Annotated in this window: 16 protein-coding genes and 1 pseudogene; 11 read left to right on the plus strand and 6 right to left on the minus strand. The window is 63.7% G+C overall.

What is annotated here, in order from left to right:
• Window positions 1-6: 6 nt before the first annotated feature.
• Entirely contained in the window at window positions 7-606 is a 600-nt protein-coding gene (locus ABB55_RS28435; RefSeq protein ID WP_054362455.1) for a TetR/AcrR family transcriptional regulator, read from the minus strand.
• Between the two features lie 332 nt (window positions 607-938).
• Between ABB55_RS28435 and trbB the strand changes: the two genes are divergently transcribed.
• The 11 genes from trbB (at window position 939) to ABB55_RS28490 (ending at window position 10,644) form a co-directional block, all read left to right on the plus strand.
• Window positions 939-1,928 carry a P-type conjugative transfer ATPase TrbB gene (gene trbB / locus ABB55_RS28440; protein ID WP_054362456.1) on the plus strand — a complete coding sequence of 330 codons (990 nt, stop codon included), beginning with the start codon at window positions 939-941 and terminating at the stop codon, window positions 1,926-1,928.
• A 44-nt stretch (window positions 1,929-1,972) separates the two neighbouring features.
• A complete protein-coding gene (locus ABB55_RS28445) occupies window positions 1,973-2,266 on the plus strand; it encodes a TrbC/VirB2 family type IV secretion system protein (protein WP_231731396.1) in 294 nt (97 codons plus the stop codon).
• Window positions 2,266-2,544, plus strand: coding sequence for a VirB3 family type IV secretion system protein (locus ABB55_RS28450; protein WP_200912150.1), 279 nt, complete (start codon window positions 2,266-2,268; stop codon window positions 2,542-2,544). The genes ABB55_RS28445 and ABB55_RS28450 overlap by 1 nt, the downstream gene beginning before the upstream one ends.
• Window positions 2,545-2,556: 12 nt before the next feature.
• Window positions 2,557-4,995: a conjugal transfer protein TrbE gene (gene trbE, locus ABB55_RS28455; protein ID WP_054362457.1), complete on the plus strand. Its 2,439-nt coding sequence runs from the start codon at window positions 2,557-2,559 to the stop codon at window positions 4,993-4,995.
• Entirely contained in the window at window positions 4,992-5,753 is a 762-nt protein-coding gene (trbJ, locus tag ABB55_RS28460) for a P-type conjugative transfer protein TrbJ (RefSeq protein ID WP_054362458.1), read from the plus strand. Before trbE ends, trbJ begins: the two co-directional genes overlap by 4 nt.
• 11 nt (window positions 5,754-5,764) lie before the next feature.
• A complete protein-coding gene (gene trbK-alt, locus ABB55_RS28465; protein WP_054362459.1) occupies window positions 5,765-6,085 on the plus strand; it encodes a putative entry exclusion protein TrbK-alt in 321 nt (106 codons plus the stop codon).
• A gap of 1 nt (window position 6,086) precedes the next feature.
• A complete protein-coding gene (gene trbL / locus ABB55_RS28470; protein WP_054362460.1) occupies window positions 6,087-7,439 on the plus strand; it encodes a P-type conjugative transfer protein TrbL in 1,353 nt (450 codons plus the stop codon).
• A gap of 2 nt (window positions 7,440-7,441) precedes the next feature.
• Window positions 7,442-8,125, plus strand: a complete 684-nt coding sequence (trbF, locus tag ABB55_RS28475) for a conjugal transfer protein TrbF (RefSeq protein WP_054362461.1) — start codon at window positions 7,442-7,444, stop codon at window positions 8,123-8,125.
• A complete protein-coding gene (trbG, locus tag ABB55_RS28480) occupies window positions 8,122-9,150 on the plus strand; it encodes a P-type conjugative transfer protein TrbG (protein ID WP_054362462.1) in 1,029 nt (342 codons plus the stop codon). The genes trbF and trbG overlap by 4 nt, the downstream gene beginning before the upstream one ends.
• A 107-nt stretch (window positions 9,151-9,257) precedes the next feature.
• The gene (locus ABB55_RS28485) at window positions 9,258-10,403 is read left to right on the plus strand and encodes a TraB/TrbI/VirB10 family type IV secretion system protein (protein WP_082730592.1); all 1,146 of its coding nucleotides are present in this window, start codon (window positions 9,258-9,260) and stop codon (window positions 10,401-10,403) included.
• 1 nt (window position 10,404) lies between these two features.
• On the plus strand, window positions 10,405-10,644 hold the full coding sequence (locus tag ABB55_RS28490) for a DUF2274 domain-containing protein (protein ID WP_054362464.1): 240 nt from the start codon (window positions 10,405-10,407) through the stop codon (window positions 10,642-10,644).
• Here the strand turns inward: ABB55_RS28490 and ABB55_RS29400 are convergent.
• From ABB55_RS29400 to ABB55_RS30120, 5 genes and pseudogenes are all read right to left on the minus strand, one after another.
• Window positions 10,577-11,542 (minus strand): LysR family transcriptional regulator, encoded by a 966-nt coding sequence (locus ABB55_RS29400; RefSeq protein WP_082730586.1) that lies wholly within the window; start codon window positions 11,540-11,542, stop codon window positions 10,577-10,579. The two genes, ABB55_RS28490 and ABB55_RS29400, sit on opposite strands and share 68 nt — an antisense overlap.
• Window positions 11,543-11,615: 73 nt before the next feature.
• On the minus strand, window positions 11,616-14,912 hold the full coding sequence (locus tag ABB55_RS28500) for a DUF499 domain-containing protein (RefSeq protein ID WP_054362466.1): 3,297 nt from the start codon (window positions 14,910-14,912) through the stop codon (window positions 11,616-11,618).
• A gap of 14 nt (window positions 14,913-14,926) precedes the next feature.
• Window positions 14,927-17,719, minus strand: a complete 2,793-nt coding sequence (locus ABB55_RS28505) for a DUF1156 domain-containing protein (RefSeq protein WP_221220811.1) — start codon at window positions 17,717-17,719, stop codon at window positions 14,927-14,929.
• Window positions 17,716-18,606, minus strand: a complete 891-nt coding sequence (locus ABB55_RS28510; RefSeq protein ID WP_152982307.1) for a hypothetical protein — start codon at window positions 18,604-18,606, stop codon at window positions 17,716-17,718. The genes ABB55_RS28505 and ABB55_RS28510 overlap by 4 nt, the downstream gene beginning before the upstream one ends.
• A 303-nt stretch (window positions 18,607-18,909) precedes the next feature.
• Window positions 18,910-19,069, minus strand: a pseudogene (locus ABB55_RS30120) (IS256 family transposase); the annotation flags it as partial.

Raw genomic sequence — 19,069 nt, forward strand, 5'->3', positions numbered from 1 at the left:
GCATCCTCAAGCGGGGTGGCGGGAATCGGCGGCTAAGGCGGCCGAACATTCTGTACGCAGCCACGCCTCAATGTCCGCGACCTCGCGGCGGATAAACTGTTCGTCCCGAAAGGCAGTGGCGAGTGTTGCGACGCCCTGGCTTCGCATCAAGAGATGAAGGGCCAGCGCATCCGCATCCGCATCACGCCCGAGCGCCGCGAACTGGCCCGCGAGCCAGTTGCGGAACAACGTGAGCAAGCCAGCGGCCTCATCCTTTGCCACATGATCGAGCTTGGCCAGCTCGTTGCACAGCGTTCCAACCGGGCAACCATACGCCATGATCTTCGTGCGGTTGGCGATCAGGATATGCACGAAGCTCAGGATGCGATCCGAAGGCGATTCCGTATCCTGCTCCCACGTTTCCAGCATGGCGCGGGTGTTCGAGATGCGCTGCGCGATCACCGCGGCGAGGATCTCGTCCTTGGTCTTGAAGTGATAATAGAAGTTGCCGCGTGACAGGCCGACATCCCTGGCGATGTCGGCAAACGACGACGCCTCGAAGCCATGCTCGTAAAAGAGACGGTCGGCGACATCGACGATCTGCCGGCGTGTATTGCTCGCACTCATATACGGCTTCCACGATCAGGGCGCAGAGACAAGCCAACCTGACCCGCGCCGTAGGACATTTGACCTAATTTTCTAGGTCGATTGTCCTACGGCGTCAAGAGCCTCGATTGAGGCACTATGTCTGCTCAGCGAATCGCCGACGGCGCATCACCGCGTTCTTCGTCAACCTCGAAGCTGTTGTCAGCAATAGGACATGGCGTTCCGCCGTTCTCCTGTATTTGCACGCTACACTACTACGACGCTGAATACTTGTTGTAACCGCCCAAAATCCGGCTCTTTTAATCAACCCCGCAAGGGGAAGGTCTGTCGATCCCCGCTGAACTCGGGGTGACATGAAGGCTTCACAACACAATCGAGAAGGTTTCGCACGCGGCGCGCGGATGCTGCGCACGGCGCTAGGGCCAGCGATTGCCCGGTTTCTGGAAGATGCGTCCGTCGTCGAGGTGATGCTGAACCCGGACGGGCGCATCTGGGTCGACCGGCCTTCCGAAGGACTGTCCGACACGGGCGAGCGGCTGTCGCCCGCCGATGGCGAGCGGATCGTCCGCCTGGTCGCCCACCATGTCGGCGCCGAGGTCCATGCCGGCGCCCCGCGCGTCTCGGCCGAGCTGCCCGAAACCGGAGAGCGGTTCGAGGGGCTGTTGCCACCCGTGGTCGCGGCCCCGGCCTTCGCCATCCGCAAGCCCGCCGTCGCCGTGTTCACGCTGGACGATTATGTCGCGGCGGGGATCATGTCGGCGGCCCAGGCCGATGCGCTGCGCGAGGGTGTCGCGTCCCGCGCCAACATCCTCGTCGCCGGCGGTACATCGACCGGCAAGACCACACTAACCAATGCGCTGTTGGCCGAAGTGGCGAAGACCTCCGATCGCGTCGTCATCATCGAGGATACCCGCGAACTGCAATGCGCTGCACCCAACCTCGTCGCCATGCGGACCAAGGATGGCGTCGCCTCGCTCTCCGATCTCGTCCGCTCCAGCTTACGCCTGCGCCCCGACCGCATCCCCATCGGTGAGGTGCGCGGCGCGGAAGCTCTCGACCTCCTGAAGGCATGGGGCACCGGCCATCCCGGCGGTGTCGGCACGATCCACGCCGGCAGCGCCATTGGCGCTTTGCGGCGGATGGAACAGCTCATTCAGGAAGCCGTCGTCACCGTACCCCGCGCGCTGATCGCCGAGACGATCGACCTGGTGGCCGTGCTGTCCGGCCGCGGTTCCGCGCGGCGCGTGTCCGAACTCGCCCGCGTCGCGGGCCTCGGCCCGGACGGGGATTACCGCATCGCGCCCGTCAACCATCACCCCCAGCCTGAAGGAGCCTCCCAATGATGCCTGTTGTCCACCGCCTGCGCCTGTCGCGCCGGCGCCTCGCCATGACCGTTTCGGTCGCCACGCTCAGCGTGATGGTGGCGGCGCCCGCCCATGCTTCCGGCTCATCGATGCCGTGGGAAGCGCCGCTGCAATCCATCCTCCAGTCGATCGAAGGACCCGTCGCCAAGATCATCGCCGTCATCATCATTATCACCACCGGCCTGACGCTGGCCTTCGGCGATACCAACGGTGGGTTCCGCCGACTGATCCAGATCGTCTTCGGCCTGTCGATCGCGTTCGCCGCGTCGAGTTTCTTCCTGTCGTTCTTCTCGTTCGGCGGCGGGGCGCTGGTCTGATGGGCGTCGTCGATCAGGGCGGAGAGGTGCCGGGCTACACCGTCCCGCTGCACCGGGCGCTCAGCGAACCCATCCTGCTCGGCGGCGCGCCGCGCGCCATCGCCATCATGAACGGTACGCTGGCCGGCGCGGTCGGGCTCGGCCTGCGGCTCTGGCTGGCCGGCATCCTCATCTGGGCGATCGGGCATTTCGCGGCGGTGTGGGCGGCGAAGCGCGATCCGCTCTTCGTCGAGGTCGGCCGCCGCCATCTACGCATCCCCGCGCACCTTTCGGTCTGAGGGGGCGCGGCCATGATGAACCTCGCCGAATATCGCGACAGACAAGCCCGGCTCGCCGATTTCCTGCCCTGGGTGGCGCTGGCGGCTCCCGGCATCGTGCTCAACAAGGACGGCAGCTTCCAGCGCACCGCGCGGTTTCGCGGTCCCGATCTGGATTCGGCCGTGCCGGCCGAGCTGGTGGCCGTCGCCGGCCGCCTCAATAACGCCTTCCGCCGTTTGGGTTCGGGCTGGGCGATCTTCGTCGAGGCGCAGCGCCATGCCGCCGCGACCTATCCGAACAGCACCTTCCCGGATTCGGCGTCGGCGCTGGTCGATGCGGAACGGAAAGCCGATTTCGAGGAAGCCGGATCGCATTTCGAGTCGGGCTATTTCCTCACCTTCACCTATCTGCCGCCGGCCGAGGACGCGGCGCGCGCCGAGACCTGGCTCTATGAGGGCCGCGAGAAGACCGGTATCGATCCCCATGAGGTGATGGCTGGCTTCGCCGACCGCACCGACCGGCTGCTGCGCCTGGTCGAAGCCTTCATGCCGGAATGCCGCTGGCTCGATGACGGCGAAACGCTGACTTATCTGCATGGCTGCGTCTCGACACACCGCCATCGCGTCCGCGTCCCCGAGACGCCGGTCTATCTCGACGCGCTGCTCGCCAATCAGCCGCTCACCGGCGGGTTGGAACCGCGCCTGGGGTCGGCGCATCTGCGCGTGCTGACCATCACCGGCTTCCCGACCGCCACGACGCCGGGCCTGCTCGACGAGCTGAACCGGCTGGCCTTTCCCTATCGCTGGTCCACCCGCGCGATCCTGCTCGACAAGACGGACGCGACGAAGCTGCTGACGAAGATTAGGCGGCAATGGTTCGCCAAGCGCAAGTCGATCGCCGCGATCCTGAAGGAGGTGATGACCAACGAGGCGTCGGCGCTGGTCGATACCGACGCCTCGAACAAGGCAGCGGACGCCGATCTCGCGCTTCAGGAACTCGGCGCCGACTATGCCGGCATCGCCTATGTCACCGCGACGGTGACGGTGTGGGACGCCGATCCGCGCATCGCCGACGAGAAGCTGCGGCTGGTCGAGAAGGTCATTCAGGGCCGCGACTTCACCGCGATGGCCGAGACCATCAACGCCGTGGACGCCTGGCTGGGATCATTGCCCGGCCATGTCTACGCCAATGTCCGGCAGCCGCCGATCTCCACGCTCAATCTCGCCCACATGATTCCCCTGTCAGCGGTGTGGGCGGGGCCGGAACGGGACGAGCACTTCGCAGCCCCCCCGCTGCTGTTCGGCAAGACCGAAGGCTCGACCCCGTTCCGGTTTTCCCTTCATGTCGGCGATGTCGGCCATACGCTGATCGTCGGCCCGACCGGCGCGGGCAAGTCGGTGCTGCTGGCGCTGATGGCCTTGCAGTTCCGGCGCTATGCCGGCGCGCAGGTCTTCGCCTTCGACTTCGGCGGCTCGATCCGCGCGGCGGCGCTCTCCATGCGCGGCGACTGGCACGATCTCGGCGGCGGGCTGACCGAGGGCAGCGCCGACAGCGTATCGCTGCAACCGCTCGCCCGCGTCGATGACGCCGCCGAACGGGCATGGGCGGCCGACTGGCTCGGCGCGATCCTCGCCCGCGAAAGCGTCGCCATCACGCCGGAGGTGAAAGAGCATCTCTGGACAGCGCTGACCTCGCTGGCCTCCGCGCCGATCGAGGAACGCACGATCACCGGCCTCTGCGTCCTCTTGCAGTCCAACGACCTCAAGCAGGCGCTGCGTCCCTATTGCATTGGCGGGGCGTGGGGCCGGTTGCTCGATGCCGAGGCCGAACATCTCGGCACGGCGACGGTGCAGGCGTTCGAGACCGAGGGGCTGATCGGCACCGAAGCCGCGCCCGCCGTGTTGGCCTATCTGTTCCATCGCATCGAAGACCGGCTCGACGGATCGCCGACCCTCATCATCGTCGATGAGGGCTGGCTCGCGCTCGACGACGAGGGCTTCGCCGGCCAGCTCCGCGAATGGCTGAAGACGCTCAGGAAGAAGAACGCCAGCGTCATCTTCGCCACGCAGTCGCTGTCGGACATCGACGGCAGCGCCATCGCGCCCGCCATCATCGAAAGCTGCCAGACCCGGTTGCTGCTTCCCAACGAGCGCGCGATCGAGCCGCAGATCACCGCCATCTATCGCCGCTTCGGTCTCAACGACCGGCAGATCGAGATCATCGCGCGGGCCATGCCCAAGCGTGACTATTACTGCCAGTCGCGGCGCGGCAACCGGCTGTTCGAGCTGGGCCTGTCGGAGGTGGCGCTAGCGCTCTGCGCCGCATCCTCGAAGACCGATCAGGCCGCCATCGCCCGCGTCACCGCCGAGCATGGCACGGACGGATTCCTCGACGCCTGGCTGCGCCATCGCGGCGTCGGCTGGGCCGCCGATCTCATTCCCAACCTCACCAACAAGGAGAAGTCCCAATGAAACTGCGCCGTTCACGCGCGGCGTTGCTTGCCGCGTCCATCCTGTCCGTCCCGCTGGCCCTGTCGCCGATCATCACGACACCAGCGCAGGCGCAATGGGTCGTGTTTGATCCGTCCAACTATGCGCAGAACGTGCTGACCGCCGCGCGCTCGCTTCAGCAGATCACCAACCAGATCACCTCGCTCCAGAACGAAGCGCAGTCGCTCATCAATCAGGCGCGCAATCTGGCGAGCCTGCCTTACTCGTCACTCCAGCAGTTGCAGCAGTCGGTGCAGCGCACCCAGCAACTGCTCAGCCAGGCGCAGAACATCGCCTATGACGTCCAGAAGATCGATCAGGTCTTCAGCCAGAAATACTCGACCGCTTCCATGTCGGCGTCGGACGCGCAGCTCGTCGCCGACGCGAAATCGCGCTGGCAGAACACGGTCGGCGGCTTGCAGGACGCGATGCGCGTGCAGGCCACCGTGGTCGGCAACATCGACACCAACCGCACGCAGATGTCGGCGCTGGTCGGGTCGAGCCAGTCGGCGACCGGCGCGTTGCAGGCGACGCAGGCCGGTAACCAGCTTCTCGCGCTCCAGGCCCAGCAACTCGCCGACCTCACCGCGCTCGTTGCCGCCAACGGCCGGGCGCAGGCGCTGACGGATGCCGAACGCGCTGCCGCCGCCGCACAGGGACAGGAACAGCGCCGCCGCTTCCTGACGCCGGGATCGGGCTACCAGCCCGGCAACGCGCAGATGTTCCACGGTAACAACTGAGCGGGGGCGTGATGGACGGCAAGACCCTCGCGCGTATCGGCGCCATCGTCTTCGTCGCGCTGGCGATCACCGCCACCGCAATCGAGATAAACCGGCCCGCCGAGCGGGCGGACGATCCGGTCGCGCAGGTGCGACCGGCACCGGCGCGAGATCCGCTGCGCGTGGAACTCGCGCGGTGTGGCGCAATGGGCGAAGCCGGTGGGCGCGATCCGTCCTGCCTTCACGCCTGGGCCGAAAACCGTCGCCGCTTCCTGGGCCAGCCCGCGCCGGTCGCGTCCCCGGAGCCGACCGCTCCAACCCCGTCCATACCAGACCAGAACGGGAGCCGCTGAGATGCAGGGCGCCGGCGTCATCGACCATTTCCTGGATGTCTTCACCCGCTATATCGACAGCGGCTTCGGCCTGCTGCGCCCCGAAGTGGCGTTCATCGCGACCACGCTGATCGTCATCGACGTGACGCTGGCGGCGCTGTTCTGGTCGTGGGGCGCCGATGAGGACATCATCGCGCGGCTGGTCAAGAAGACGTTGTTTGTCGGCGTGTTCGCCTACATCATCGGCAACTGGAACACCCTCGCCCGCATCGTCTTCGAGAGCTTCGCCGGTCTCGGGCTGAAGGCGTCAGGCACGGGGTTCACCACCGCCGATCTCCTGCGCCCCGGCAAGGTCGCGCAGACCGGCCTCGACGCCGCCCGGCCGCTGCTCGATTCCATCTCCGACCTGATGGGCTGGGTCTCGTTCTTCGAGAACTTCATCCAGATCGCCTGCCTGATGTTCGCCTGGGCGCTGATCCTGCTCGCCTTCTTCATCCTCGCCGTCCAGCTCTTCGTCACCCTGATCGAGTTCAAGCTGACGACGCTCGCCGGCTTCGTGCTGATCCCGTTCGGCCTGTTCGGTAAATCCGCCTTCATGGCCGAGCGCGTCCTCGGCAACGTCATCTCGTCGGGCATCAAAGTCCTGGTGCTCGCCGTCATCATCGGCATCGGCTCGACCCTGTTCTCCGAGTTCACCGCCGGCTTCAACGGCGCGACGCCCTCGATCGACGACGCCATGACCATCGTGCTCGCGGCCCTGGCACTGCTGGGCTTGGGCATCTTCGGCCCCGGCATCGCCAACGGTCTCGTTTCCGGCGGCCCGCAGCTTGGTGCGGGCGCGGCGGTCGGCACGGGTCTCGCCGCCGGTGGCATGGTCGCGGCGGGTGCAGCGACGGTCGGCGCCGTGGCATCTGGTGGAGCTGCCCTTGCCGGAGGCGCTGCCGCTGCCGCCCGTGGCGGGGCCACACTCGCGGGGGGCGCGTCCACCGCCTACAGCCTTGGCGCGGCCGGCCAGTCCGGCGCATCCGGCGTTGCCTCCGGTCTTGGCAATGTCGCATCGACCGGCGCATCGAAAGCCGGCTCTGCCATCGCCAGCCCATTCCGGCGTGCCGCCGCCTCGATGCGCGAGAGCTTTGAAGCGGGTGGCCGCGCCGTATCCGGTGATGCGGGCGCGGCCGAGGCAGATGCCAGCTCCGCCGCATCTGCACCCGCCGCCTCCGCCACGCCATCGTCCGCCGACCGCCCGCCCGCCTGGGCCAAACGCATGAAGCGCGGCCAGCAGATGACGCATGGCGTCCAGGCCGCTGCCCACGCCGTCAAATCCGGCGATGCCCATGGCGGCGGCTCTTCCGTCAACCTCTCCGAAAGCGACTGACCATGTTCAAGCGACCTTCCACCCACTACGGCAAATCCCCCGAACCCGAGACGCCCTATCAGCGCGCCGCCCAGGTCTGGGACGACCGCATCGGCTCGGCCCGTGTACAGGCGAAGAACTGGCGGCTGATGGCCTTCGGCTCGCTGGCGCTCTCCGCCGCTCTCTCGGCCGGAGTGTTCTGGCAGTCGATGAACGGTTCGATCGTGCCATGGGTGGTGCAGGTCGATCGGCTTGGACAGGCGCAGGCGATTGCGCCCGCGACCGCCGACTATCAGCCGAACGACGCGCAGATCGCCTTCTACCTCGCGCGGTTCATCGAGCAGGTCCGGGGCATTCCGGCCGACGCCATCATCGTGCGGCAGAACTGGCTGCGCGCCTATGACTTCACCACGCAGGCCGGCGCGCTGGCGCTCAACGACTATGCGCGCTCGAACGATCCGTTCGCCAAGGTCGGCAGGCAGCAGGTCGCGGTCGAGGTGTCGAGTGTGATCCGCGCCTCGCCATCGAGCTTCCGCGTCGCCTGGATCGAGCGCCGCTATCAGGACGGTTCGCTCGCCAGCTCCGAACGCTGGTCCGCGATCCTCACCGTCGCCGTACAGCCGCCCCGCGATGCCGACACGCTGCGGAAGAACCCGCTGGGAATCTACATCAACGCCATCAACTGGTCGAAGGAGCTTGGACAATGACACCGACCTTCCGCAAAGCTGGGAGGCCGGCTTTCCGCAATGCCTCACTCGCGGCTTTCCTGCTTTCCGCTTGCGCCCTCACGGGCTGTGCGGGGCACACCCCACCGCCGGAGATTTCCTATGACGATGCGGCTCCGGCCGTCATCGCCGCCGATCCGCCCAAGCCCGTGCAGGTCGTCGAGCTGCCCAGGCCGCTGCCGCTTCCCGGCCAGTTGAAACCGGTCAGCAAGGACGGCAAGCCCGAGCCAGAAGCCGCCGATCCGACCGTGCGCGTCAACCAGGCCAATGCCGCCGCGCGGATGCAGCCGGTGCGTAACGGCTTCATCAATTCGATGCAGGTCTATCCCTTCGTCGATGGCGCGCTCTATCAGGTCTATGCCTCGCCGGGGCAGATCACCGACATTTCGCTCCAGCCCGGAGAACAGCTCGTCGGCTCCGGCCCGGTCGCCGCTGGCGACACGGTGCGCTGGATAATCGGCGATACCGAGAGCGGCACAGGCGCGGCGAAGGTCGTGCATATCCTGGTGAAGCCCACGCGCGCCGAGCTGATGACCAACCTGGTTATCAACACTGATCGTCGCACCTACCATATGGAACTGCGCTCGACGCCTTCGACCTATATGGCGTCAGTGTCTTGGCAATATCCGCAGGACCAGCTCATCGCGCTGCGTCGCCAGAACAGCCAAGCCGAGGCCCAGCAACCGATCGCGAACGGCATCGATCTCTCCCGTGTAAATTTCCGCTACGAGGTGTTGGGCGACCGCGCGCCGTGGCGGCCGCTCCGCGCATTCGACGACGGCCGGCAGGTGTTCATCGAGTTTCCGCGCGGCATCGGCCAGGGCGAGATGCCGCCGCTGTTCGTCGTCGGGCCGGAGGGCGCGACATCCGAACTCGTGAACTACCGCGTGCGCGGCAACTACATGATCGTCGATCGGCTGTTCGCCGCCGCCGAGCTTCGCTTCGGAGCCGACAAGAACCAGAAGCGCGTCCGCATCTCCCGCACCGATGGGAGGCCAGCGTCGTGAAACAGGATGATCCCGACAAGAAAGAAGGGCGCGAGCCAGAGGTTGGGCGTCCTGTCGAGCCCACTGAAGATAATGCACGCCCGCTGACCGGCGAGCCGGTCGCGCCGATGCGGCTGCGGCCCGAGCCGCCGCGCATCACCCGCCTGTCGCGCAAGGTGCTCGCAGGTCTCGGTCTTGCCGCCAGCGTCGGCGTCGGCGGCGCGCTGATCTATGCGCTCCAGACCCGTCATGGCGGCGAACAAGGCCAGGAACTGATCTCAACCGATAACCGCACCACGCCGGATGGCCTCGCCGGACTACCCAAGGACTATAGCGGCGTCCCCAAACTCGGCCCGCCGCTGCCCGGCGATCTCGGCCGTCCGATCCTCAACGCACAGAATGCCGGTCAGCCCGTACCGACGCCGGGGATTGCCACCCCTTTGGGGCCTGTCGGACCAACACCGGAGGAACAACGCCGGGCGCAGGAACTGGAATCGGCGCGGACCGCAAGGCTGTTCGCCAACACCGAAACGAGGCCGGGGAACACCGCCACAACGCCGACTACCGCGACCGTACCGCAACCCGATCTCGCCAGTCTCGGCCTCGCGCCGCAGCCAGCCACACCCTCGGCGCAGGATCGGCAACTCGCCTTCCTCAACCAGACGCCCGACAAGCGCACCGTCTCCCCGGATCGCGTTGTAGCGCCCGCGTCGAAGAATGTGCTTCAGGCTGGCGCGGTGATCGCCGCCGCGCTCATCACCGGCATCCACTCCGATCTGCCAGGCCAGATCACGGCGCAGGTGACGGAGAATGTCTATGACAGCCCGACGGGTAAGATCCTACTCGTGCCGCAGGGCACCCGCGTCATCGGCCAGTATGATAGCGGCGTCGGGTTCGGACAGCGCCGCATCCTGCTCGTCTGGAGCCGGCTAATCTTCCCGAATGGCCACTCGATCGTACTGGAACGCCAACCCGGCGCCGACGCCGAGGGCTATGCCGGGCTGGAGGATGGCGTCGATTACCATTGGGGCGAACTGTTCAAGGCCGCGGCCTTGTCCACGCTGCTCAGCGTCGGCGCAGAATCTGGTTCGTCGAGCGGCGAAAGCGACATTGTGCGGGCCCTGCGTAACGGCGCATCGAACAGCATCAGCCAGACCGGCCAGCAGATCGTCCAGCGCCAGCTCAATATCGCACCAACGCTCACCATCCGGCCGGGCTTCCCCGTCCGCGTGATCGTCACGCGCGATCTTGTACTCGAACCCTACGGAGGCTGACATGGCGAAGCTGAAACTCGGCCCCATAACCGACGACAAGCCGGTCAAAGTCACGCTGGAACTGCCGGCCGGTCTGCACCGCGAACTTGTTGCCTATGCAGACATCCTCGCCAGCGACGCCGGGCAGGCTGTTGGCGATCCTGTTCGTCTGATCGTGCCAATGCTGCAGCGCTTCATCGCGACGGATCGGGAGTTTGTGAAGGCCCGGCGTGCAATGCTGCCGACTTCGCGGAACCGTTGATCCCGAAAGACTGATCCACTCGCGCCATTGAACGCGCGAGATCGAGCAGTCGCAGGAATGCCGGATTATCATTGCGCGACGCCCAGACGGCGCGAAATGGCAATATCTCGCCGACGATCGGGCGAAACACCACGCCGGGAAACTGCGTGCCCGTCGTGGCCTCGCTGGTCACGGTGAGTCCGCGTCCGAGCGCCACAAGCTGCATCAGATTATCTCGTCCTACCGCCTGCTGCTGGATCTCGGGATGGTGTCCGAGGTCGGCGAGACGCTGGACGAGATAGTCGTGGATTTCTTCGCCGGGCGCGCTCTCGCTGACTATGAAGGGCTCGCCAGCCAGATCGCCGAAGGTGACTTCCATGTCGTCGGCATGAGGGTGATGCAAAGGCAACACCGCGAAGATGCGTTCCGTCCAAAGGTGCTGGCTCTGGCAATCCGGCCAGCTCGTGAGCCCAGTCAAGAACGCAACGTCGAGTTGACGCTGCCGCACGGCGGCGACGTGTTCAGCGGGATTACCATCGGCAAAGCTCAACTTCACCGCTTTGTAGCGCTGCCCGAAGGCTTGGAAGAGGTCAGCCAGAAAGCCAGAGGCCAGCGACGAAAAGATGCCGATTCGAACTTCGCCATCTTCCCCGCGGCCGATCGCAGACACTTCCGCTCGCGCCATCCCGATTTGCGACAGTGCCTTTCGACCGCGTTGAACGAATTGCCTGCCTGCTTGGGTGAGTTGCACGCCACCTGCCGATCGCGTGAACAAGGGGGCGCCAAGCCGATCTTCCAGATCACGAATTCGGCGGCTGATAGCTGATTCCTGTATGCCCAGTGCGGCAGCTGCTCGGCGAAAGCTACCGTGATCGGCAGCGGCAATCACATAACGAATGTGCCGAATTTCAAAGGGCAACGCAGCAACTCCGCCTCTTCTCCGATTCGGGCCAATCGCCGTCTGCAGTTTGAGGAATTAGGTAACTCTACTTTCATTCGACTGACTTCTCGATGAACCCGAGGGTGTTCGCGTTCTCAATCAACGTTCTCACTTTTGCTCGATCTAGGCCTGATGGAACATCAGCGTCGATTTCCAAACGAAGTTTCACGGCGCTATTCGGAAGCGTTGTGAGCTGCTCGACGATCGCCTCGACAATCTGATGGATGTCCCGCGCTGGCCGCTCAGGTGAGATCATCACCGCGCCAATAAATCGCGTCGGCTTCTTTTCTGTCGGCGACGTGGTAGGTCCGCCACCGATGACAGGTTCGCCCGGCGTCGGCAGAGTACCGCCAGCGCCCCCTAGCGTGCCGCCAGCATCGGTTTGTACTGGCGCCGGACGGTGTGCGTCGGCGACATCCGGTTTAATGATGACACTGTCGCTGTCGATGACCACTGGCGTATTGCCCGCCCGCTCGATAGCAAGCCCCGCATAGGTGTCCGTCTTCTCGTCCCACCGCTCGGCATAGGCGAAAGGACCGGGCAGGATGCCGCTGATCGCCGCATGCACCGCCTTGACCAGCACATCCTGCCCTTTCAGGCGCGGCAAATAGATGTAGCGGTTCAGATATTCCCGCAGATCCTTGAGCGACAGTCTCGGCTTGTCGTTCCAGATGTATTTCTGGAGATCGCGGTCGAGGCGCGACGGCCCCAACTCCATCAGCAAGCCCTCTTCAGCCACCAGCTTCTTGCTAGCCCGAGCCAGCAGCCCGTCCTGCGCCGGAATCTTGCCCGACACCCACTCCCAATCGGCCTGGGCACTCTCCTGGGCCGGATAGTGCAGATAGCACCACGCCTCTTTGAGGCGGGTCTTCATCGTTTCTCTCGCTTCGGCTTGCTTCGCCTCGGCGAGCTTCTGGTCGCTCGGCCGGAGTTCAAGGCGCTCCTTGTCGCGGACGATTTCGCCCCAAGCCAGGGACGCGCGAACGGCATCCCGCAGATGGTCGAGTTGCCGGGCTTCCGCTGCGATGAACACCAGCATGTTGCGATAGACGCGCGGCGTACTGCCCCGCTGAGTGAGGATGTCCTTCGCTTCGACCAGTGCATCCGAGCCATCGCGCCCGTTGTGGGGATATTTGACGCCCAGCACGACGGCGCGCACGCCGCCCGCCTCGTCGGGAACTTCAGCTGATGACGCGGGTGCCACCTGCACGGCATCGAAATGCCCGCGGTCGGCGAGGCCGTTCACATATTTTCCGAGTTCGGCGTCGATCGTCACGTCGACAAGCGCCGCCTCGATCTGCGCAGCCTTGTCCGCGGCGATGCGATTGAGGCTCGCCGACATCGAATACCAGTACCGACCAAGATCGGCGTGCATGAACTTAGCCTGGTTGGTCAGCCGGCGCAGCGCATCGCCGAAGATCGCAGGGCGCTCGCCCGGCTGCACGACGCCGAGATTGATCTGCTTATCGTCGAGGCCGGTGTTCTGTTGCTGGGCAGTGGGCGCCGTTCCCATGAAAATCGCGCGGGCAACGCGGCGGGTCGCCGAGTACCGGTTCAGGTTCGGCGCCGACTGATCGACTTTGTAGGGAGTCGACGCAGTGCCATCGACATCGCCGGCGATGATCGACTGCCAGCTCACGTCGAGATAGTGGAGCAATTCCGGCTCCACACGCGGCGAACTCACCGCCACGCTGCCGGGCATAATCATCACCGACGGATCGGCATTCATCCAAAGCTCGTGAATGGCCTGCGCCATCAGGCGCAGCACGCCGCGCGTGCGCTGAAATTTTTCGAGGGATCCCCAACTTGTGTAGAGCTGGTCGAACAGTTCGGGATGGATCGGATAAGCCTTTTCCAGCTTGCGCCGGTAATCCTCATCCGCGCAGCCTTGCGGGAAATCGTTGGCGTTCTCGCGGTAGAGCTTGGCGAACTGCTTCAGCGTGTTGTCGCGGTGGTGGAATTTGTCTCCCGGGATGTCCTTGAACAGCCGCCGCCGGACGATCTCATAACTCTCTTCCTGACTAGCCGGTCTCCACGAGGATTCCACGCGGCTGAAGGTCTGCTTGAGACGCGCAAGCGCCTCTTGACCGCCTTCGCCGCCGACCTCGATCTGCGAGGCCGGCAAGGACGCGACGAGTAGTGTGCCAGGGCTGGCCTTGACCGCCTCGGTCAGCGACTGGACGAAGGACAGGTTCGCGTCGAACGATCCCGAAGGCAGCCCCTCGACCTTGTAGATCTGCCGCAGGTAAGCGACCCATTCATCGATCAGGATCAGGCACGGCGCGTATTTCTTGAAGAGCGCCTCTAGGAGGTGTGAGCCCGGCGCGATGCCGCTGGCGTCGTTTTCCGCCACCATCGCGTAAGCGTCAGCGCCGCCGAGCTGCCAAGCAAGTTCACCCCAGGTCGTGCGAATCTTGCGGTCGCCCTCCGCAAGGAGCAAGTCCTGCGGCCCCCGTGACGTGCCGACGAGCACGGCCCGGTTGATGGCCTTCGGCACGCTGAGCCCCTGCTTCTCGAGCAACTGGTCCAGGCCGGACAGGTCCTGGACCGGCGTCGGTCCCGCCATGTGATAGAGGGCCAGCATCGAGTGCGTCTTGCCGCCGCCAAAGTTGGTTTGAAGCTCGACGACCGGATCGCCGCCGGTGCCTGACAGCCGCTTCGCGGCCCCGACCAGAAGTGCGCTCAAACCTTCGGTAAGATACGTACGGCTGAAGAACTGGCGCGGATCGCGGTACTCCGGCGGCGCGCTGCCCGAGTGGACTTTGGCGAGGTCGGCCGCGAACTCAGCCTGCTGGAACTCGCCGGTAGCGACATCCTGGTGCGGCTCGACCACCTCGCGCCACGGCAAAAGCCCCGCCACCGTTTCTACCGAGATCTCGAGGCGCTGGGTTTTCCGCCGCTCCTCATTGCGCTGAAGTTCAGTGAATTTCGTGCGGAGGATGGTATCGCGCATCTTGCCAAGGAGCTCGGCCGTCTCGCCGGCGCTGATCGCCTCCATTAGACGACGCATAGAATCGAGCGCGCGCTCGGCATCGTCGTAGGTGAAGGTCTCGTTGTGCGAGAGTTTGTTGCGGACGTCGCCCAGTTCGTTGACCAACGAGCGTTCGGCGCGGCCGAGAACCGCCTTGAACGCCTCGCTCCAGAAACGATCCATCGCATTGAAGAGCGCGGCCTGATCCCAACCGACCTCGCCATTGCTGTTTGGGCGCAGGCCCGGCAGCTTCTCAAGAACCTGGACCTGCCAGTGCCCCTTGAGCGAGGTTTCGAGCCGCTTTTCGACGAAGGGAATCAGCGCCGCCGGCAGCAGTTCCATCCCTTCAAACACATATTGGCGCGTACTTTTTGCCACGGTCCGTTCCCCCCTTAAATGTCCAGCCGGATCTGACGATCGCCGCTTGTGTCGTGGATGGCTGCCGCAGCCTTTGTCAGCTCGGTCCAATCGGCGATCAGGGCGTTGTAGGCCGTGGCCTCCTTCGCATCCTTCCGCTTGTTGGCGCTGATGTCGTAAAGGCAGTAGGCGAGATCCTTCACCGCCTCGGCCTGGGTGTTGATTTTCTTCAACAGGACAGCGGTGTCGTGGGAGATGCCGTCCTTCTCGTGCCGCCTGACCAGATGCTGGAGGCACTCCCACACCGTCAGGTGTCGGTCCTCCTCCGGGTCCCAATCCTCGTCGAGTTCATCACGGGCGAGGATGCGGACCTTGCCGGCCGCGCTGTCCACGATCCCGGCATGCTTGACGCTTTCGACCGAGATGCCGCGCGCCGTGGCGATGCTGTTGGCCGTCCCGTACTCGCCGGTCTTCAGCCCATTCTGCTCGAACCAGGTGATAGCGAAGCGCGTGTCTGGGTCGAACTCCCCCTGGATACCGCCCAGGTATTCGTCCAGTTCCTTGTTGATCAGCTGTAGTGCGGTCTTCACACTCATCGGATTGTCGTCCGACTCCAGTACAGCCTTATAACGCGAGAATACCCCCATGCCGGGTCCAATCGCAGATTGCGGCATATCTGCTGGTGCAATGGTAGCAGCCTGAAGCTCTGAGATCGCCGGCGGCAATTCACGTTTCAGGGCACGGATAAATTCGGCACGGGTAACGACCTCGGCTGTGATCTCCTTTTTCCGGCACACCAAGACGACCGAATTTGCGAGAGCGTTGGTTCCAGTCGCAATTGTCCGGGCTGAACGCTCCGTTCGAACAGGCCACGTTCCAACAATCGCGTAACCTGCTTCAATCACAGCTTGTAAGAAGGTTGCCCAGCCGGTTGAACTCAGGCCGTCTTGCTCGACCTCGCTTTGCTTAAAGGCATAGTAGATTGTCGCGGGAAATGATGAAGATGATTGGCGGGCGAGGCTAGATATAGCCGCCGTCATACCCGTCAAAAAATGCTCCTCAGCATTCGCTTTCCCGCCGTGCCGATAAGGCGTCGCGACCAGCTCCTCTTCTTTAGGAACGGAAATAGTGCTTCCAAGATCAGGATAAACATCCTTGATATTACGCCTGAGCCATACATAAAAATAATCTGATAGATCCGCGTATCCTATATTGTCGTAGTATGGCGGATCAGTCGAAACGACTGCTCCATTCGGCAAACGTACATTCTGCGCATCGTGCTGGATCTCAGTGCCGGCCGCGTTTGGACTCAGCCCAGAGAGAGCCTTCCAGACCCAATCGACGGCTCCGAGATAGTTTCCAGTACTATCGCTGAAGACATTGCATTCAGCGAAATCCCAAGTCATCGGGATCGCCTGCCGAGCAAACGTGAAACGGATGAACTCCGATGACGACCATGTGGCGATCGAACTGCCAGCATCCGCAAGCCGGTCAATCGCAAACGACAAATACACGCTGACAGCTTCGGCGTAGGCTTTGGCACCTTTGCCGCCATCGCGCAGTGGGGTCGGATCAGAAGCGAGCCCGGCAACCAATGCGTCAGTCTGAATCTGTGTTCGCGCCTCTTGGACTAACTCGCTGAAGGTGTTCAGCGCTACCAACTGTCGGTCGGTAAACAAATCACCGAAGGTCGCCAAACCGTAGTCCACGGTCCAGAAATTCCGTGGATCATTCGGCAAACTGGTTCCTGGTTTCCAGTCGGGTTTTGCCGAAAAAGCGAGATGCTCGTGCGCCTCCGCAGGTGCGACATACGCCCGGCCACGATTGCCTTCCGCCACGATCGCAATCAGGGTTTGACCCATGTTGCCGGCGCGGCCATTGCTTTTCACATAGTCAGGTGTGATCGCCGTATCCGACATAAGGCAACGGAAATTTGCACCGCGACCGGCCTTCGTCCCTTCTTTGGCCGCAGCGAGTTCGGCTTTCGTGCCACCTTGCCTGATCCGATAAGAGATGGCCTTGGCTTGCTTGTCGACAATCGGCTCTACCCACGTTTCCTTCCCGGCCTTAGTGCTGAGCAGGAAACTCGATGCGATAGGAACCTGCACGCTGGAAAAGGCAGGGTCGGGGCTGGGTACTGTTCTTGCCCAAATCCAAGCGATCACCGTCCCTTTGCCACCGCCGTACTCCTTCGGTAGATCCACTTGTGGATAAAGATGCCCGATGCGCTCCCACGCCTTCTCACGCACCCACTCGCCATAGTATTTGACGTCCTCCGCAATGCCCTCGGCGTTGCGGTAAAACTGCCGGTCCTTTGGGCCTGGATGAATCGGTTCCTCGTTCTTGAACTTCGGCGGGATCTCGATCATCGCCTTGCCGATCATCACCGCGACCGGATTCAGATCAGACCCATAGGCCGGAAAACCGAGACGCTGCGCCTCCAGTGGAATCGATCCACCGCCCGAGAACGGGTCATAGACCGGCGGCAGATCGCCGCCACAGCTCTTGCGGATTTCGGCGCGGGCACGTTCCAGCACCTCCTCGTTGGTCGAGTTCTCCCACTTCACCAATTCCTCAATGATGCCAAACAGGCGCTTGCGCTCGGCCTCCTGCGCTTCATGCGTGGGGAATTTTTCGAGGTCGCTCGACGGATCATCGACAAGCTGGGCGAACAGCACGGCGCGGCACGCCGCCAACGGCCGCCGCGCCCACCATAAATGCAGCGTGGACGGATGCCCGTGCCGGATCGATTTTTCGCGCGCTGAGGCCTCATTGATCTTCTCAAGAGGAATCGCGACTTCGATGAGCTTTTTCTTGTATTTTGTCACAGTTCCACCTCGATCCATTCAAAATCCGGAAATGGCTGGCTGGGACGCTGCAATCTCAGCTCGCCCAGTAAGGAACCATCCGAAAAAACACTGCCGTAAAACGCCCCACCATCCAGGTCAGCAGGCGTGTCTCGCCACTCGGAAGGCTCAAGTGCCATCAACTCTGAAGCGGCGGCAGATTGTGTCGCCGAGCTCAGTGCGTTGAGGACTTTGAGATCGAGACCGACTAGCTCGATGTCGACGCCATCCCGTAACCAGGGGAGAGGCCAGAAGGGCCAGTCCCTAAAATCACGCCAGAATTCACGGCTGGATAGTTCGGGGTGCCTTGGCATCACTGAGGCTATGCTGACGGCGTACCGACGCCCGGCAACGGAGATAACAGGAAGCTCGTACCGCTGCGGCTCTCCGTCGCCCGCACGAAGCCGAGCAGCCGCTTCGTCCAAGCCCATAGCCGACAGCCATGAGGCATAGTTTGCCCGGCGAACCACGTCCGGGGGAAACTCGACCGGACTTTCTGGGGTCTCCGGCTCGGGGTCGACGAAGGCGATGAGCGATGTCTCGCCAGAGGTATCGTTGGCCTCCCGCAGGAAGGTGCCGATCGCAAAACTCTTGATTGGCTGGGGATTGATATACTTGTCCCAACCGTCGAGTTGGCTCAGTCCATCTTTCAAAGCGCCTTTGATGGGTGGCATCTTGCCCGGGGAGGAAAATCCGCCCTTCGACTCAGCGAGGACCCATTCTCTTTGGCTATTTTCGGCGATAAAATCAGGCGCCTTGGACTTGTCCGCCGGCCATTGTCGGTTCTGCGTGGCGGCGCGTTGCGTCCACTCGGTTTCAAAGCGACCGACGTAGGCGTAGCCTTTGTCCTCCAGGAACAGCAGAGCCATGCCTTGTGCGATCCGCCCCGCAAAGCCCGACCCTGAGAAGTCGGCGTAGAAACTCGACATGCCGTCTAGCAGGCACCACTCGTTCGCCGTCCAATCAAACAAGTGGCCATTTTCGAGCAGAAACCCGGTAGCCCCCAGCCATCGAATCGGGGTGGTCGGCCATCGCAAGCAATCGGCCTTCTTGACCGCATGAGCTAAGCGCCAAGCGCTGAATTCAACGCTCCCCGATGCCTTAGGCAGCGGCCGTGTTGGTCGCGTCCGTCAACGTGGTGTAAATTCGGGTGTGGCCAGCGGGCTGCATTGTCAGGCGGCCTTGGGTGTAATCTGTAGCGGCTGAACCTCCTCGATTGTTGGTGTGGCAAGTGCGGCCATGCCCTCGATTTGCATGTAGCGGTGCTGGAGCTGGTATTCGTCGTTCTGCTCAAGGAGGACGGCGCCGACGAGGCGGATGATGCTGTCCTCG

The sequence above is a fragment of the Prosthecodimorpha hirschii genome (assembly GCF_001305515.1).
GTDB classification, from domain to species: Bacteria; Pseudomonadota; Alphaproteobacteria; order Rhizobiales; family Ancalomicrobiaceae; genus Prosthecodimorpha; species Prosthecodimorpha hirschii.

What these genes read in the sequence shown, in the direction of transcription:
- trbB (WP_054362456.1), top strand. Translation starts at nt 939, where the DNA reads ATGAAGGCTTCACAACACAATCGAGAAGGTTTCGCACGCGGCGCGCGG.
- ABB55_RS28485 (WP_082730592.1), top strand. Translation starts at nt 9,258, where the DNA reads ATGCGGCTGCGGCCCGAGCCGCCGCGCATCACCCGCCTGTCGCGCAAG.
- ABB55_RS28435 (WP_054362455.1), bottom strand. Translation starts at nt 606, where the DNA reads ATGAGTGCGAGCAATACACGCCGGCAGATCGTCGATGTCGCCGACCGT.
- trbL (WP_054362460.1), top strand. Translation starts at nt 6,087, where the DNA reads ATGCAGGGCGCCGGCGTCATCGACCATTTCCTGGATGTCTTCACCCGC.
- ABB55_RS28510 (WP_152982307.1), bottom strand. Translation starts at nt 18,606, where the DNA reads ATGGCTCTGCTGTTCCTGGAGGACAAAGGCTACGCCTACGTCGGTCGC.
- trbE (WP_054362457.1), top strand. Translation starts at nt 2,557, where the DNA reads ATGATGAACCTCGCCGAATATCGCGACAGACAAGCCCGGCTCGCCGAT.
- trbF (WP_054362461.1), top strand. Translation starts at nt 7,442, where the DNA reads ATGTTCAAGCGACCTTCCACCCACTACGGCAAATCCCCCGAACCCGAG.
- ABB55_RS28490 (WP_054362464.1), top strand. Translation starts at nt 10,405, where the DNA reads ATGGCGAAGCTGAAACTCGGCCCCATAACCGACGACAAGCCGGTCAAA.
- ABB55_RS28445 (WP_231731396.1), top strand. Translation starts at nt 1,973, where the DNA reads ATGACCGTTTCGGTCGCCACGCTCAGCGTGATGGTGGCGGCGCCCGCC.
- trbK-alt (WP_054362459.1), top strand. Translation starts at nt 5,765, where the DNA reads ATGGACGGCAAGACCCTCGCGCGTATCGGCGCCATCGTCTTCGTCGCG.
- trbJ (WP_054362458.1), top strand. Translation starts at nt 4,992, where the DNA reads ATGAAACTGCGCCGTTCACGCGCGGCGTTGCTTGCCGCGTCCATCCTG.
- ABB55_RS28450 (WP_200912150.1), top strand. Translation starts at nt 2,266, where the DNA reads ATGGGCGTCGTCGATCAGGGCGGAGAGGTGCCGGGCTACACCGTCCCG.
- trbG (WP_054362462.1), top strand. Translation starts at nt 8,122, where the DNA reads ATGACACCGACCTTCCGCAAAGCTGGGAGGCCGGCTTTCCGCAATGCC.